The organism is Clostridium sp. CM039 (genome assembly GCF_055081075.1).
Genome location: NZ_CM143649.1, coordinates 1,470,660 through 1,485,156, shown reverse-complemented (window position 1 = coordinate 1,485,156; position 14,497 = coordinate 1,470,660). Strand labels below are relative to the sequence as shown.

The 14,497-nt window shown below is 31.8% G+C and carries 11 protein-coding genes; 10 read left to right on the top strand and 1 reads right to left on the bottom strand.

From position 1 onward, the window contains the following. Nucleotides 1-55 precede the first annotated feature (55 nt). The 9 genes from grdC (at nt 56) to ACWJJ2_RS06940 (ending at nt 11,846) form a co-directional block, all read left to right on the top strand. A complete protein-coding gene (gene grdC, locus ACWJJ2_RS06980) occupies nt 56-1,591 on the top strand; it encodes a glycine/sarcosine/betaine reductase complex component C subunit beta (protein WP_462954080.1) in 1,536 nt (511 codons plus the stop codon). 26 nt (nt 1,592-1,617) lie between these two features. Then, nucleotides 1,618-2,775 carry a glycine/sarcosine/betaine reductase complex component C subunit alpha gene (gene grdD, locus ACWJJ2_RS06975; protein WP_462954079.1) on the top strand — a complete coding sequence of 386 codons (1,158 nt, stop codon included), beginning with the start codon at nt 1,618-1,620 and terminating at the stop codon, nt 2,773-2,775. A gap of 104 nt (nt 2,776-2,879) precedes the next feature. Next, complete coding sequence (locus tag ACWJJ2_RS06970; protein ID WP_462953059.1) at nt 2,880-3,695, top strand: alpha/beta fold hydrolase; 816 nt, start codon at nt 2,880-2,882, stop codon at nt 3,693-3,695. A gap of 436 nt (nt 3,696-4,131) precedes the next feature. Next, nucleotides 4,132-4,872: a hypothetical protein gene (locus ACWJJ2_RS06965; RefSeq protein WP_462954078.1), complete on the top strand. Its 741-nt coding sequence runs from the start codon at nt 4,132-4,134 to the stop codon at nt 4,870-4,872. A gap of 71 nt (nt 4,873-4,943) precedes the next feature. Continuing rightward, on the top strand, nt 4,944-5,372 hold the full coding sequence (locus tag ACWJJ2_RS06960) for a hypothetical protein (protein WP_462954077.1): 429 nt from the start codon (nt 4,944-4,946) through the stop codon (nt 5,370-5,372). 434 nt (nt 5,373-5,806) lie between these two features. Then, nucleotides 5,807-6,856, top strand: a complete 1,050-nt coding sequence (locus tag ACWJJ2_RS06955) for a PocR ligand-binding domain-containing protein (RefSeq protein ID WP_462954076.1) — start codon at nt 5,807-5,809, stop codon at nt 6,854-6,856. 270 nt (nt 6,857-7,126) lie between these two features. Beyond that, nucleotides 7,127-8,284: an iron-containing alcohol dehydrogenase gene (locus tag ACWJJ2_RS06950; RefSeq protein WP_165414189.1), complete on the top strand. Its 1,158-nt coding sequence runs from the start codon at nt 7,127-7,129 to the stop codon at nt 8,282-8,284. 211 nt (nt 8,285-8,495) lie between these two features. After that, nucleotides 8,496-10,901, top strand: coding sequence for a glycyl radical protein (locus ACWJJ2_RS06945; protein WP_165414188.1), 2,406 nt, complete (start codon nt 8,496-8,498; stop codon nt 10,899-10,901). A 15-nt stretch (nt 10,902-10,916) separates the two neighbouring features. Beyond that, a complete protein-coding gene (locus ACWJJ2_RS06940; RefSeq protein ID WP_462954075.1) occupies nt 10,917-11,846 on the top strand; it encodes a glycyl-radical enzyme activating protein in 930 nt (309 codons plus the stop codon). 152 nt (nt 11,847-11,998) lie between these two features. On the opposite strand, the gene ACWJJ2_RS06935 is transcribed toward ACWJJ2_RS06940, so the two are convergent. Continuing rightward, nucleotides 11,999-12,892, bottom strand: coding sequence for a DUF6544 family protein (locus ACWJJ2_RS06935; protein WP_462954074.1), 894 nt, complete (start codon nt 12,890-12,892; stop codon nt 11,999-12,001). A 462-nt stretch (nt 12,893-13,354) separates the two neighbouring features. Here ACWJJ2_RS06935 and ACWJJ2_RS06930 point away from each other — a divergent pair, with 462 nt between their 5' ends. Further along, nucleotides 13,355-14,077, top strand: a complete 723-nt coding sequence (locus ACWJJ2_RS06930) for a LytR/AlgR family response regulator transcription factor (protein WP_462954073.1) — start codon at nt 13,355-13,357, stop codon at nt 14,075-14,077. Nucleotides 14,078-14,497 lie beyond the last annotated feature (420 nt).

Genomic DNA, 14,497 nt, shown 5'->3' with positions numbered 1-14,497 from the left:
AAGTGAAGGTGTTTATCTTCACTTTTGTTAATTTAAATAAAGGAGGAATGAAATAATGAGCTTTCCAGTAGTTAAAAAAGCATCTTATATTCTTATTAACACTCCAGATATGGTAATGCATTGCGGAACAACAGCTGCAGTTGAGAGAAAAAACAATCCGGATTCAGAATTCTTAAAAGAGGCAAAAAATCATTTAAGAACTTTTGAGGATGTAGTAGCATATCCTCCTAATCAAACTTATATAGGTAACATAATTCCAGAGCAGCTTTTAGAAATTAAAAGACCTTGGAACAATTCAAAAATTGAAGGTGCTCAAAAAACAGGAAAATTCGGAGAAATAATGCCTCAGGATGAATTTTACGGATTGCTTAAGGTTTCAGATGTATTCGATTTAGTAGTCTTAGAAAAAGGTTTTACGCAAAGTGTTAGAGAAAAATTTGCGAATCATGAATTGCTTAATGTAAAAGTTGAAGCACTTGGCGTTGGCGAGGATATAGTCAACATAAAAGAATTAGTTGATACTCAAGATGCAGAGGGGTTGTATCTTGGTTATGATCTAATTGGGTGTGTAAAAAAAGCTCATGATGTAGATATAAATCTTTCAGCACATGTTATGCTTGAAAACCTTGCTGTTAAGGCTTCAGGTGTTCTTGCATTAATGCAGTTAGTTAAGATTACCGGAATTGATGTAAGCGAAGTTGATTACTTAATTGAATGCTCTGAAGAAGCAGTAGGAGATATGAATCAAAGAGGGGGGGGCAATCTTGCCAAAGCATGTGGTGAAATTGCTGGTATTAAAGGAGCAACTGGTATTGACATGAGAGGTTTTTGCGCTGCACCTGTTCATGCAATAATAAATGCTTCTGCTCTAGTAAAATCAGGAATTTTCAAAAATGTTATAGTTTTTGCAGGCGGATGTACTTCAAAGCTTGGAATGAATGGACGAGACCATGTAAAAAAAGGACTTCCAATTCTTGAGGATTGCCTTGGAGGATTCGCACTACTTATAACAGAAAATGATGGCATAAGCCCTGAAATAAGAACAGATATCATTGGAAAACATACAATTGGAGATGGCTCAGCACCTCAAGCTGTACTTGAAGCTTTAGTATTAAAACCGTTAACTAATGCTGGAATGAAAATAACTGATGTTGATAAATACGCTCCAGAGCTTCAAACTCCCGATATAACGGAGCCTGCTGGAGCCGGAGATGTACCAACTCAAAACTATAAAATGATCGGTGCTCTTGCTGTTAAAAACGGACAATTAGACAGAAAAGAACTTCCAAGCTTTGTGAAAAAGCATGGCTATCCCGGATTTGCTCCAACACAAGGACATATTCCATCAGCAGTACCAATAGTTGGACATGGAATTAGTGCAATATTGGAAGGAAGAATGAATAATTTTATGTTAATTGGCAAAGGAAGCTTGTTCCTTGGAAGAATGACTAATTTATTTGATGGAGTTTCAGTACTTGTGCAAAAGAATTCCGGAAAGCAAGATGATGGAGCTGAAGTTTCAAATGAAGAACTAAAGCTTATGATAGCCGGCAGCATGAAAAAATTTGCGGAAATGCTAATGAACGAATAATTGATGATTGTAGGGAGAGTGATTTTATGGGAAACATAAAAACAAAAAAGGCTATAGCTGAGGCTTTTAATGAAATAGCAGATGGTATTAAAAGTGGAAGCTTTAAAAAGAGAATTAAAATAGGCCTAACAACATATGGCTCGGAGCATGGTATTTCTGAAATGTTAAAAGCATGCATACTAGCATCAAAAAAGTATGGCAGCTTTGATATTGTACTGATAGGTGAAAAGGTTGACTGTGAATTTGAAGTAGTTGAAGTAGCTTCTGCAGAGGACGGGCACAATAAAATGTTAAAACTTTTGGAGGAAGGGAAAATCCAAGGTTGTGTTACCCAACATTTTAATTTTCCAATAGGAGTTTCTACAGTGGGGATGGCAGTTACTCCGGCAAAAGGACGCGACATGATAATAGCTACAACTACAGGGGCGACTTCAACTAATAGGGTAGAAGCCATGATTAAAAATGCTATAGGTGGAATTGCAGTTGCAAAAGCTACAGGAATAAAAAATCCTAAGGTAGGAATTTTAAATATTGATGGAGCAAGAGAAGTTGAAAGAAACTTAGGTGAATTAAAAAAGTCTGGTTATAATTTTGAATTCGCCGATTCATTAAGAGCAGATGGTGGACCAATGATGAGAGGGAATGATGTACTTGCAGGAACTCCAGATGTACTAATTTGCGATTCACTTACTGGAAACCTTCTTATTAAAATGCTTTCATCTTATACAACTGGTGGAGATTATGAAACTTCAGGTTATGGATATGGTCCAGGAGTTGGAGAAAACTATGATAAGATTATTAACATAATATCAAGGGCATCTGGTGCACCTCTTATTTGTGAAGCACTTAAATATTGCTTTGAGTGTGCACAAAATAACCTTATGATAGTAGCGGCAACGGAATATAAAGCTGCAGAAAAAGCCGGAATTAAAAAGTTAATTGATGGGATACTAAGCAAAAGTGGAAAATCATCAGAAGAAAAAGTTGCGATGCCTTCAAAGGAAGTAGTTACTTTTGCTATACCAGGTATAGACATTTTAGAACTCGATGATGCATGTGCTGCTCTTTGGAAGGAAGGCATATACTGCGAAAGTGGAATGGGTTGTACTGGACCTGTATTAATGATAAACGAGAAAAATTCTGAGAATAGCACAAAGATACTTGTAAAATGTGGTTATAAATAAAAATATTGGTTATAGAGAAGAAAGAGGTGTAGCAAATAATTAATTAACATAATTGTCTCCAATAGAATAATATATGAATGTAAGATTATTATTGGAGGTATTTAGTGGGATATTATATTAGAGTAGAAGAAAATGTAAAAATCTATGTAGAAGATATTAACCCTAAGGGTGAAAAGACAATAGTGTTTCTTCACGGTTGGCCCGGAAGCCATAAGTTGTTTGAATATCAGTTTAATGAACTTCCAAAGATGGGCTACAGGTGTATCGGTATAGATCAGAGGGGATTCGGTGAATCCGATAAGCCGTTCGAGGGCTATGACTATGATAGGTTATCAGACGATGTTCGAGGGGTAGTAGATGCACTTAAATTAAAGGATTTTACACTAGCGGGACATTCAACAGGAGGAGCAATTGCTATTAGATACATGTCCAGGCACAATGAATACGGGGTATCCAAACTAGCTCTTTTTGCAGCAGCAGCACCCAGCCTTATCCAGCGCCCATATTTCCCTTATGGATTGCAAGCGGAAGTTGTCAAAGATATGATTAAGGAAACATATAATGATCGACCTAAAATGTTAAGGGGATTTGGAGACATATTTTTCTTTCAGCATATAACCCAGGCATTTTCAGATTGGATTTTTCAATTGGGACTACAAGCAGCAGGTTGGGCCACTGCGGCAACTTCAACCAGTTGGTTAGGCGAGGAACGTTTATTTTTTGATCTTTCTAAAATAAGTGTTCCAACTTTAATTCTTCATGGTATTCATGACAAAGTCTGTCTCTTCCCATTAGGGCAGGCACAAAGACAAGGCATTAAAAATTCTAAACTTGTACCATTTGAATTCAGTGGCCACGCATTATTCTATGATGAGAAAGATAGATTTAACAAAGAATTGGCTTTATTTATTGAGGAGTAAGAAATTTAAAAGAGGCAATGGTTGAGTATGATGGATAGGCTTTTTAATGCGATAAGAAGTATCTTAGTTAACTAAGATACTTCTTTCTTAAAATGGACATTTCCTTTAAATCTTTATGGGTGAAATAAGGAAGTATATCTATTAGAAAAAAATCAGAATTTAGAAGGAGTGTAGATACATATGTAGAAACTATAGTTAATAATATTAATATCTACAAGTGCATTTGAAACATATGGAAGATTGAATCCATACCTAATAATAAAGTGGTTTAAATTGAAGGCATTACCCTTTCTTGTGGTTCCTCATAGAAAAGGAAATTAAAGATTATGTAAGTGGTGATTATAATTTAATTAAGATGTTAAAGGACTCTAACTTGATTATAAAGGTTTCCAAGTTTGTAAAAAGGTAAAATTGTGTTGCATGAGGGGGATAAATTATGGAATGGATTAAAATAGAAAGTGATAATTATATATTTAATTATCATGTTGGTTCTATTGCAGAAAAGGACATAGAAGAAATAATTGACATACAGGAAACTTGTTATGATTTTATTTGTAACTGTTTAACTATTAAAATGGGAACTAAAATTAAATACTACTTATGTGAGTCTTCTATAGAAGTTGGCAAATTGTATGGAGACAATGAACCATGCAATGGATTTGCCCGTAAACCAAATGAAATATATGCTGTATATAATAAAAAAGTTAAGTGTGTAGGATTTCATGAAGATGCACATATAATTTCATATAATATATCAATGCCTCCCCAAACATTTATAAGAGAGGGACTGGCAATGTGTTTTGACAAAGTTTCCTTGGGTATACCTAATTACAGTTGGGTAAAATTTTTTATTGATAATGATTTGTATGCAAATATAGAAGATTTAGTAATTGATGAAAATTTTTATAAGTATAGTGATTTAATAACTTATCCTATTGCTGGGGCATTTGTAGATTATCTTATTTCACTTTTTGGTATCGACAAATTCAAGCTATTCTATTGCTCACTAAAAGAAGAGGATTTTAAAGTGAGTTTTTTTGAATTATTCAATATCACCCTATCTAATGCAAATAGAAAGTTTATTAAATATATTAATAGTATAGGAAATAATAATGCTATTTCTAATATAATAAAAGGTGAATTAGAAGAGCGAAATATCTTAAAATTAATAAAATGATATAACACGTATGGGCGTGGAACTTAAATATTTTCAAGAAATATTAACGTAAAAAAAGGAGGTTGATAACAATGGGAAGAAAGAAAAAAATTATAATTGGATGTATACTAATTTGTTTAGTTTGTATCATTGGAGCTTATAAGTATGTAAATAATAATCAAAAGAATAACTTTAAGATAAGTCAAGTAAGTTGGAATGGCGACACAAAAATTTGGACTGATAATACTCAAAATAACATTTATGATATTAAATTTCAAATATTTGATGGAACAGATTTAAAAGAGATAACTTCTGAAAAATCTACTTATGCTATGAAAATTAATTCTACTGCTGAGAAGGGGGAATTAAAAATTAAGATTTATAACGATAAAAAAAGATTATTTGAAAAAAATGGAACTATGAATAAAACTATAACAATTTCAAATGGTGATAGTAAAAATATAAAGATTGAAATTATAGGAAAAAAGGCTAAAGGTCATATTAAAATTAAACTAACATAAAGAAAATGGTGTATCACAATTCACTTTAAATGTAAGTTCTAATACCAGGTAATTTCTATAATGTGATATATATAAGTTTATATAATGGATTATATTATTTTAGAGTAAATGAAACCCAATAAGGGCATACTTTTAGTTATGTTCTTTATGGGTTTTTTATTATATTAAATTTGGGGAGGGATTTTCATTAAAATAACTAATATAAAAAAACTGCGTTAAGAACGGTGAATAGTGTGGTGATGTTATAGTAGAAATACACACTGATATAGATAATTAATAAAAATTAGCTTCTATTTTTTTGTTTTTGATGGTAATATACTTATATAGAAAAATAGTCGTAAAAAAAGCACAAAATATTTCTATTTCGACTTTTTCTAAGATCCAAAACGTATAATGTGAAATTTAGAGATGATTTAATTATAATACCTTTATAAATGAATGGAGGAAGTATTTTGCGGAATGGTTTCTTGCATCTAGATAATATTATTAATGTAGATAATTTTCAAAAAATCCAGGATAATATAGCGGAGGTAACCGGCATTGCTATGGTGACGGTTGATTATAAAGGTAAAAGGATTACTACACATAGTAAGTGTAGTGAATTTTGTAAATTTGTAAGATTGCATCTAGACGTGGGTCACCTTTGTGAGAAATGTGACGCTAGAGGAGGACTCGAGGCTGCTAGATTACAACAACCATATCTATATATATGTCATGTAGGTGTAATAGACCTTGCAATTCCTATTGTAATAGATGGGCAATACTTTGGTGCGGTAATGGCAGGGCAAGTTATTATTAAAGATGAAGAAAAGGAAGATTTAGAACAAATAGTTAACAATAAATATTTTAATATGGAATTAGAAAAAGAAGGCGAACTTAAAGTTTTATATGAAAAGTTACCTATGATGACTTTGGACAGGGTTAAATCTGTCGCCAACATGATTTTTCATATTAGTAACTATATTGTAGAAGAAGCCTTATTAAAAATAACTTCAAATAAACATAATGATAAAATTTTAACTGTGGGTTCATTTAAGACGACAAATTTACAATTTAAAAAGGCTAATAAAGTGAAAACAGTGGAAGAAAATTTAAAGAATAATGTTAACTTAGATTTTAGTGAAGATAAAAATAATATAAAATGTGAGAATAAATGCGATATTATTTTAAAACCAGCATTAGATTATATACAAAAGAATTATAGGTACGCAATTACCCTTAATGGTATGGCATCCTTGTGTAACATTAGTCCTAGTTATTTTAGTAAGCTTTTTAAAAAATGTATTGGAGATAATTTCTCGAGTTATATAAATAAAGTGAGAATAAAAAAAGCTAAAGAGTTGCTTGAGGCGTCTGATGTCCCAATAAGCAATTTAGCATTGGATTTAGGGTTTGAGGATTGTGGTTACTTTATAAAAGTATTTAAAAGGATTGAAGGGGTAACCCCGGCGGTTTATAGAGATGAATATAATGTAGAAAAATAGCACTAGGCTAAAACTAGTGCTATTTTTTTCGTCTAAAACACTAAATGCGACAAATTACTGTGGAAATTTACATAAAGTGAGCAATGTTTTTCTACAAGAATGCAATATTTTTCAATGAAAATTTATTTATACAAGCTTATACTTTAGATAGTTAGTAAATTAACAAGGGCTGTGTTAACAGTGAAGAAAATGTTAATATCACCTTAAAATAGAGTTCAGGTTACAATTCAACAAATTACAATGTTTAAAAGAACTAAGGAGGAATAATATATGAGAATGTATGATTATTTAGCACCAGCGGTTAATTTTATGGGAGCAGGAGCTGTAAAAGTAGTAGGCGAAAGAGCTAAAATTTTAGGTGGAAAAAAAGCGTTAATAGTGACTGATAAGTTTCTTCGTAGTCTTCCGGGCGGTGCAGTAGCACAAGTTGAACTTTCATTAAAGGAAGCAGGAATTAGTTTTGTATTCTATGATGATGTTGAACCAAATCCTAAGGATAGAAACGCAATTGCAGGCGTAAAAATATTTAAAGATGAAAAATGTGACATGATTATTACAGTTGGTGGCGGAAGCTCACATGACTGCGGTAAGGGAATCGGTATATTGGCAACTCATCCAGGAGAATTAGTTGACTATGCAGGTATAGAAACTCTTGCAAATCCACTTCCTCCAATCATTGCTGTTAATACAACAGCTGGAACAGCTAGTGAAGTTACTCGTCACTGCGTTATTACAAATACTAAAACTAATATTAAATTTGTTATAGTTAGTTGGAGAAACTTACCATCAGTTTCAATCAATGACCCACTAACAATGGTTGGAAAACCTGCAGGACTTACAGCTGCAACTGGTATGGATGCTTTGACTCATGCTATAGAAGCATACGTTTCAAAGGATGCTAATCCTGTTACAGATGCTGCTGCTATCCAAGCTATTAAATTAATATCAAACAACTTACGACAAGCTTATGCACTAGGAGAAAACTTAGTGGCTAGAGAAAATATGTGTTATGCTTCACTGCTTGCTGGTATGGCATTCAATAATGCTAACTTAGGTTATGTACATGCAATGGCTCACCAATTAGGTGGACTTTATGATATGCCTCATGGAGTAGCTAACGCTATATTACTTCCATTCGTTGAAAAATGGAACGTTATTTCAAATCCACAGAAATTTGCTGATATAGCAGAATTCATGGGTGAAAATATACAAGGACTTTCAGTACTAGATGCAGCTCAGAAATCTATCGATGCTATGTTTAGACTTGCAAATGATGTTGGAATTCCAACTAACTTAAGATCACAAGGAGTTAAAGAAGAAGACCTCGAATATATGGCTGAATGGGCATTAAAAGATGGTAATGCATTCAGTAACCCAAGAAAAGGAAACAAGAAAGATATTGTTGAATTATTTAAGTCAGCATTATAAATTCTCTTTAACGACATTTTCGAAGAAGATAATTTAATATAAATTAAAACAATTATAATATGTCCTTGATGCAATCATCGAGGACATATTATAAATTATATATGTCTTTGATAGTTATAAATTTAACAAAATCTTACGTTTTAGAAGATGTTTTAATAAATTGTAAACAGTAGTTAAATAAAAAAATTATATTAAGAGAGGAAGTTTTAATATGTATATTCTACAAGATGGATTTAGTAAACCAACAAAGAGGATAGTAGCATTAAAGGAACAAATACTTTTAGCAGTTCCATGTATTGAAGTTGATAGAGCGTTATTAATAACAGAATCATTTAAAGAGACAGAAGGACAACCTGCAGTAGTTCGTAGGGCTAGAGCACTTGAAAAGATATTAAATGAAATTCCTATTATTATAAGAGATGAAGAGCTAGTAGTTGGAAGTCTTACTCAGGAAGCAAGATCAGCTCAAATTTTTCCTGAATTCTCAAATAAATGGATTAAAGATGAATTTGAAACCATAGGAAAGAGAAAAGGTGATTCATTCCAAATTACTGAAAAGGCAAAAGGACAACTTACAGAAGTCTTCAATTATTGGGAAGGCAAAACTACTAATGAACTTGCTACTTCATATATGTATCCAGAAACTATTGATGCAATTAATGAAAATGTATTTACAGTTGCAAACTATTATCTTAATGGAGTAGGACATGTATCTGTAGATTACGCTAAGGTTTTAGCTAAAGGATATAAAGGAATTATTGAAGAAGTTGAATGTGCAATTGCATCTGCTGATAAAGAAAATCCTGAATATATTAAGCAAAAACTATTTTGGGAATCTATCATATGTTCTTGCAAAGCCATAATAAATTATGCACATAGATATGCAAAGCTTGCTAGAGAAATGGCTTCAAAAGAATCTAATGACGTGCGCGCTAAAGAATTATTACAAATAGCTAAAAACTGTGAAACAGTACCTGAAAATGGAGCAACTAATTTTTATGAAGCTTGCCAATCATTCTGGTTTGTACATGCAGTTATAAATATAGAATCAAATGGACATTCTATTTCTCCAACAAGATTTGATCAATATATGTACCCATATTATGAAATAGAATTAAATTCAGGAAATTTTGACATAGATGCAATTCAAGAACTTATTGATTGTGTATGGGTTAAATTAAATGATATTAACAAAGTTCGTGATGAAGTATCAACAAGAGCATTTGGTGGATATCCACTGTTTCAAAACCTATGTGTAGGTGGACAAACTAGAGAAGGCAAAGATTCTACAAATGATTTATCATACATGTGCATAGACGCTACAGCTCATGTAAGATTAGCAGCACCTTCATTCTCAGTAAGAATATGGAACAAAACTCCCGATGAATTCTTATTAAGATGTTGTGAGTTAAGCAGATTAGGCCTTGGTATGCCGGCATTTTATAATGATGAAGTTGTAATTACAGCATTAGTTAGTAATGGATTAACAATTGAAGATGCTAGAGAATATGGAATTATTGGTTGCGTTGAACCACAAAAACCAGGTAAAACAGAGGGATGGCATGATTCAGGTTTCTTTAATCTAGCAAGACTATTAGAAGTCACTATAAATAATGGTATGAGTAATGGGAAACAAATTGGACCTAAGACTGGAGAATTTACACAGTTCAAGTCTATTGAAGAAATTATTGAAGCTTATACGAAACAAATGGAATACTTTGTTTATCAATTATCAGTGGCAGACAATTCTATTGATATTGCTCATGCAGAAAGAGCTCCATTACCTTTCCTATCTTGTATGGTTGATGACTGTATAACAGATGGTAAATCACTTCAAGAAGGCGGAGCACATTATAACTTTACAGGACCACAAGGTGTTGGTGTTGCGAATGTAGGAGACTCTTTTGCAGCTATTAAAAAGCTTGTATTTGACACTAAAATGATAACTTTAAAAGATTTAAAAGAAGCTTTAGATACTAACTTTGGTCAAGAAGATTCAACTTCAAAGATAGATTTTGAGGACTTAAGACAAATGTTAATTCATAGAGCACCTAAGTTTGGTAATGATATTGATGAAGTTGATGAATTAGCAAGTCAAGGAGCATATATTTACTGCAAAGAAGTTGCAAAACATAAAAATCCAAGAGGCGGTAATTTCCATGCGGGATTATATCCAGCAGCAATTAACATCCTATTTGGTGATCTTATAGGAGCAACTCCAGATGGTAGAAAAGCACATGAAGCATTAGCAGATGGTGTATCTCCAGTTAGAGGCGCAGATAGTAATGGACCAACTGCTGCTATAAATTCAGTAGCTAAATTAGATCATTTTATTGCATCTAATGGTACTTTATTAAATCAAAAATTCCATCCAGGTTCAATTCAAGGAAGTACTGGATTAAATAATTTAGCATCACTTGTTAGAAGCTTTTTCGATCAAAAGGGTATGCATGTACAGTTTAATATAATAGATAAGGAAACTCTTGTTGAAGCACAAAAGAATCCAAGCAAATATAGAGATTTAGTAGTACGTGTTGCCGGTTATAGTGCGCAATTTATAACATTAGATAAAGCAATTCAAGATGATATTATAAAGAGAACTGAACAAACTTTCTAAAAGGAGGAAAAGCAGATGCCGATAAGAAGAATTAATTATAAGCAAAAAGGCAAAATTTTTAATATGCAACGCTTTTCTATTCATGATGGACCTGGGATTAGGACAATAGTGTTTTTTAAAGGTTGTCCTTTAAAATGTGATTGGTGTAGTAATCCAGAATCACAGGATCCATTAGTTCAAATTATGTTTAATGAAAAAAATTGTATTGAGTGTAAAAAATGTGAAAAAAATTGTCCAGTAGGCGCAATTGATATGCTAAGACCTGGAAGAATAGATAGAGAAAAATGCACAAGTTGTGGACTTTGCGCTGAAAATTGTTATCCAGGAGGTATTGTGAAATCTGGGGAAGAAACTACTGTAGAGAAGGTAATGACTGAACTAAAGAAAGAAACTATTCAGTTCAGACGTTCTGGAGGTGGAGTTACATTATCTGGAGGAGAAATGCTTATGCAACCAGAATTTGCAATTGAACTTTTAAAAGCTTGCAAGTCAATGGGATGGCATACTGCAATAGAAACTACAGGCTATGCTAGTGAAGAGACCATAGATAAGATAATTCCCTTGGTTGATTTAGTGCTTTTAGATATAAAACATTTAGATGATGAAAAACATAAAAAACATGTTCATGTAAGTAATGAAATAATAATAAGAAATGCTAAAAAAATTGCTGCTTTTGACACAGAGCTTATTATAAGAGTACCTGTTATTCCACAATTTAATTGTGATAAAAACAGTATATCTGATATTGCTAAGTTTGCAAAAAGTTTAGGGATAGTACAGCACTTAGATTTATTACCATATCATAAGCTTGGGGCTAATAAGTATGAGAACCTAGGATTAGATTATATAATGGGACAGGAAATTAAAACGCCAGATGAGGATACTATGAATAACTTTAAAAAAGTAGTAGAGGAATATGGATTGGAATGTTCTATTGGAGGCTGAAGATAATAAAAATGCAGAAATTATGCATGAAGCATTTAATGAATTATCAAAGTTTTAATAATTATAGTAAAAAATATTAATATGTTGATTATATATCAATAATAAATTATCAATACCAGCTACATTTGTAGCTGGTATTTTATTAATTAGATTTACTTTATAATATTATATTTTATGTCTATATTCCTACTATCAAAATACACAAAGTCTCCTGTTTTTAAGTGCCATACAGCTTTTAGAGTTGTTGGATGCTTTATTCCGTTCATATCTTTATAATCTGCACAAACTGCTGACCACTTTGCATTTTGTATGTTGTCATTTACATCGGTATATGATCTATCATCTGTAGTAAAATTTGTGATAGTACCATTATCATCAAATGTGAAAATTCCACTTGCTGATATTCCATAATAGGTTATAGTAGCCTTTGCGTGGTTTTCATCAATTTCTTCCCAAGTAATAAAGTCTTGCAAAAAACTGTTTGGCATTAATAAACCTTCCGCAAGGTAAGTAACAAGGCATGATTTATCCATGGCTTCACCCTTTTCATTAAATAAAGTTATAGCCCTTCCGATAACGCCCTTCATAGAACCTACTCCAGCTTGGTATTTATCAATACCCTCAAAAGGGATACCAAACATACTTGTATCAACTAATGCAATCCTTTCTGGTTTGTCTACAAAGTTGTAGTGGGTGTATTTGATTTTGAGCTTTGGTTTACCCAATAGTACAAAATCAACATCGTAGTAATAGGCTTTCATGTTGGACATTTTGGGTGTGCCAATATATCCGCAATATTTAAAATATTTTTGAACTGGTGGAGGTAGTTTAGAAATATTCGCTGTGGTAAAAATCCCATTTTGAGTTTTCATTTTTGCTATCTGATAACTCGTTAACTTTGAGAATTTTGATTTCATGGGTGAATAAGGAATATTAAACCATAGCAATATGCATAAAATAAATAAAGCAACAACTGCTAAAATCCAAATCATAATTTTTTTACCTCTTTTCATTATATAGAAATTATATATAAACGCCTTTAACAATTTGAACCTCCTATATGTTGTTTTGTGAACACTGTTTATTATAATAACATTGTTTAAAAAAGTCAATAAATGTAGAACTTTCTTTTTTTAAGAACTAGAATTTTAAGGTATGATTTTCATGAATAATAAGATAAAAAAGATTTAAAAATTCAGCGGTTTATGATGGATAGGCATTTATTGCTTATCCATTATTTTTTGTGCCAATCGTCAGTGGGTAACATTATTTTTAATGTAGAATATGACAGAATTCCCCTAATTTAGCAAAGTTATTATGATAGAATGGTTGGGATTTCTTCTGTAATTTCTAGCAAAAATGTTTCAATAAATGAATTTATAGAAAAAGGTGATACTCCACTTTAAATTGCTAAAAGAAATGTTTGATATTCAATAGGAACCAGCGGGAAACCTAATAACAAGTACGATGTTACATTGTATGGTAACGTATAAAAGGAGTTGATTTTTATGAAATATACAATTGCTATCTGTGATGATGAACCTGTTCAAGTAAGAGTTATTGAAAAATATATGGAATCATTCAACAAAGAAAAAAAATTTCATATCATTTGTTCTAACAGTGGTGAACAATTACTTTCCCAAATACAATACAAGCCTGCACACATTTGCTTTTTAGATATCCAAATGAAAGGAATGAATGGACTGGAAATAGGAAAAAAAATTAGAGAACTTAATAAAAATGCAATCATTATATTTATTACAGGATTTAAAGATTATGCATTGCATGCTTTTGGCATAAAGGCTTTTGACTACATTATCAAACCGATTACGGAGGAGAGATTTAAAAATTTATTTCAAGAAATATCCGAAAAGCTGAAAATTACCTATCGTTATGCAGAAGAGGAAAAAGACCTAACTATCAAAACTAAAGAAGGTATCTACAACATTAAATACGATTCCATCTACTATTTTGAAAAACATTTGAGGAAAATCATTGCTGTGTGCAAGGGTAAAAATTTAGAATTTAATGAAAGTTTTAAGAACTTAAAGGATCATTTAGATATGACCTGTTTTACCCAATGTCATCAAGGATTTATTGTAAATAATAAGAAAATTTCATTTTACAAAAATCAACAAATTTGTGTGGAGAAAATAAATCTATATATTCCTGTAAGCAGAGCATGTGTGAATGAAGTTAGGAGAATTTCCTGTCATAATTTATTCCGTTAGGAGGTGGTATACATGTGCTTTTTATGGGGAGCTTATGAATTCTCAATTAATCTACTAGAATGTTACATATTGTACTTTTTTCTTACTCTAGTTCTTCAAAAAAAAATTAAAAATAAGTATACGGTTGTTTTCATTATTCTATTTCAAAGCATCCTTCTTCAACTTATAAATAAAGGGTTAGGGCATGCAAACTTTTTTGGGGTTATCCTTATTTTATGTGTTACTATTGTAATTTATTTTATAACCCTTAATTGCAACTTAAGAAATCTATTTTTTGTAATGATTCTGTTTATGGGATGTATGGCAACCTTTGATTTTCTCGGTGTTATTATTACAAGTATGGTATTTCACGTTTCTCCAGGTCTTCTTGTGCAAAAAAACATATATAGAGTAATCAGTGCAGTGACCACCCGAATAGTC

Bases quoted from the DNA above. Each gene is read 5' to 3' on its own strand.
- ACWJJ2_RS06930 (WP_462954073.1), top strand. From the start codon at position 13,355: ATGAAATATACAATTGCTATCTGTGATGATGAACCTGTTCAAGTAAGA.
- ACWJJ2_RS06965 (WP_462954078.1), top strand. From the start codon at position 4,132: ATGGAATGGATTAAAATAGAAAGTGATAATTATATATTTAATTATCAT.
- ACWJJ2_RS06945 (WP_165414188.1), top strand. From the start codon at position 8,496: ATGTATATTCTACAAGATGGATTTAGTAAACCAACAAAGAGGATAGTA.
- ACWJJ2_RS06950 (WP_165414189.1), top strand. From the start codon at position 7,127: ATGAGAATGTATGATTATTTAGCACCAGCGGTTAATTTTATGGGAGCA.
- ACWJJ2_RS06960 (WP_462954077.1), top strand. From the start codon at position 4,944: ATGGGAAGAAAGAAAAAAATTATAATTGGATGTATACTAATTTGTTTA.
- ACWJJ2_RS06940 (WP_462954075.1), top strand. From the start codon at position 10,917: ATGCCGATAAGAAGAATTAATTATAAGCAAAAAGGCAAAATTTTTAAT.
- grdC (WP_462954080.1), top strand. From the start codon at position 56: ATGAGCTTTCCAGTAGTTAAAAAAGCATCTTATATTCTTATTAACACT.
- ACWJJ2_RS06955 (WP_462954076.1), top strand. From the start codon at position 5,807: ATGAATGGAGGAAGTATTTTGCGGAATGGTTTCTTGCATCTAGATAAT.
- grdD (WP_462954079.1), top strand. From the start codon at position 1,618: ATGGGAAACATAAAAACAAAAAAGGCTATAGCTGAGGCTTTTAATGAA.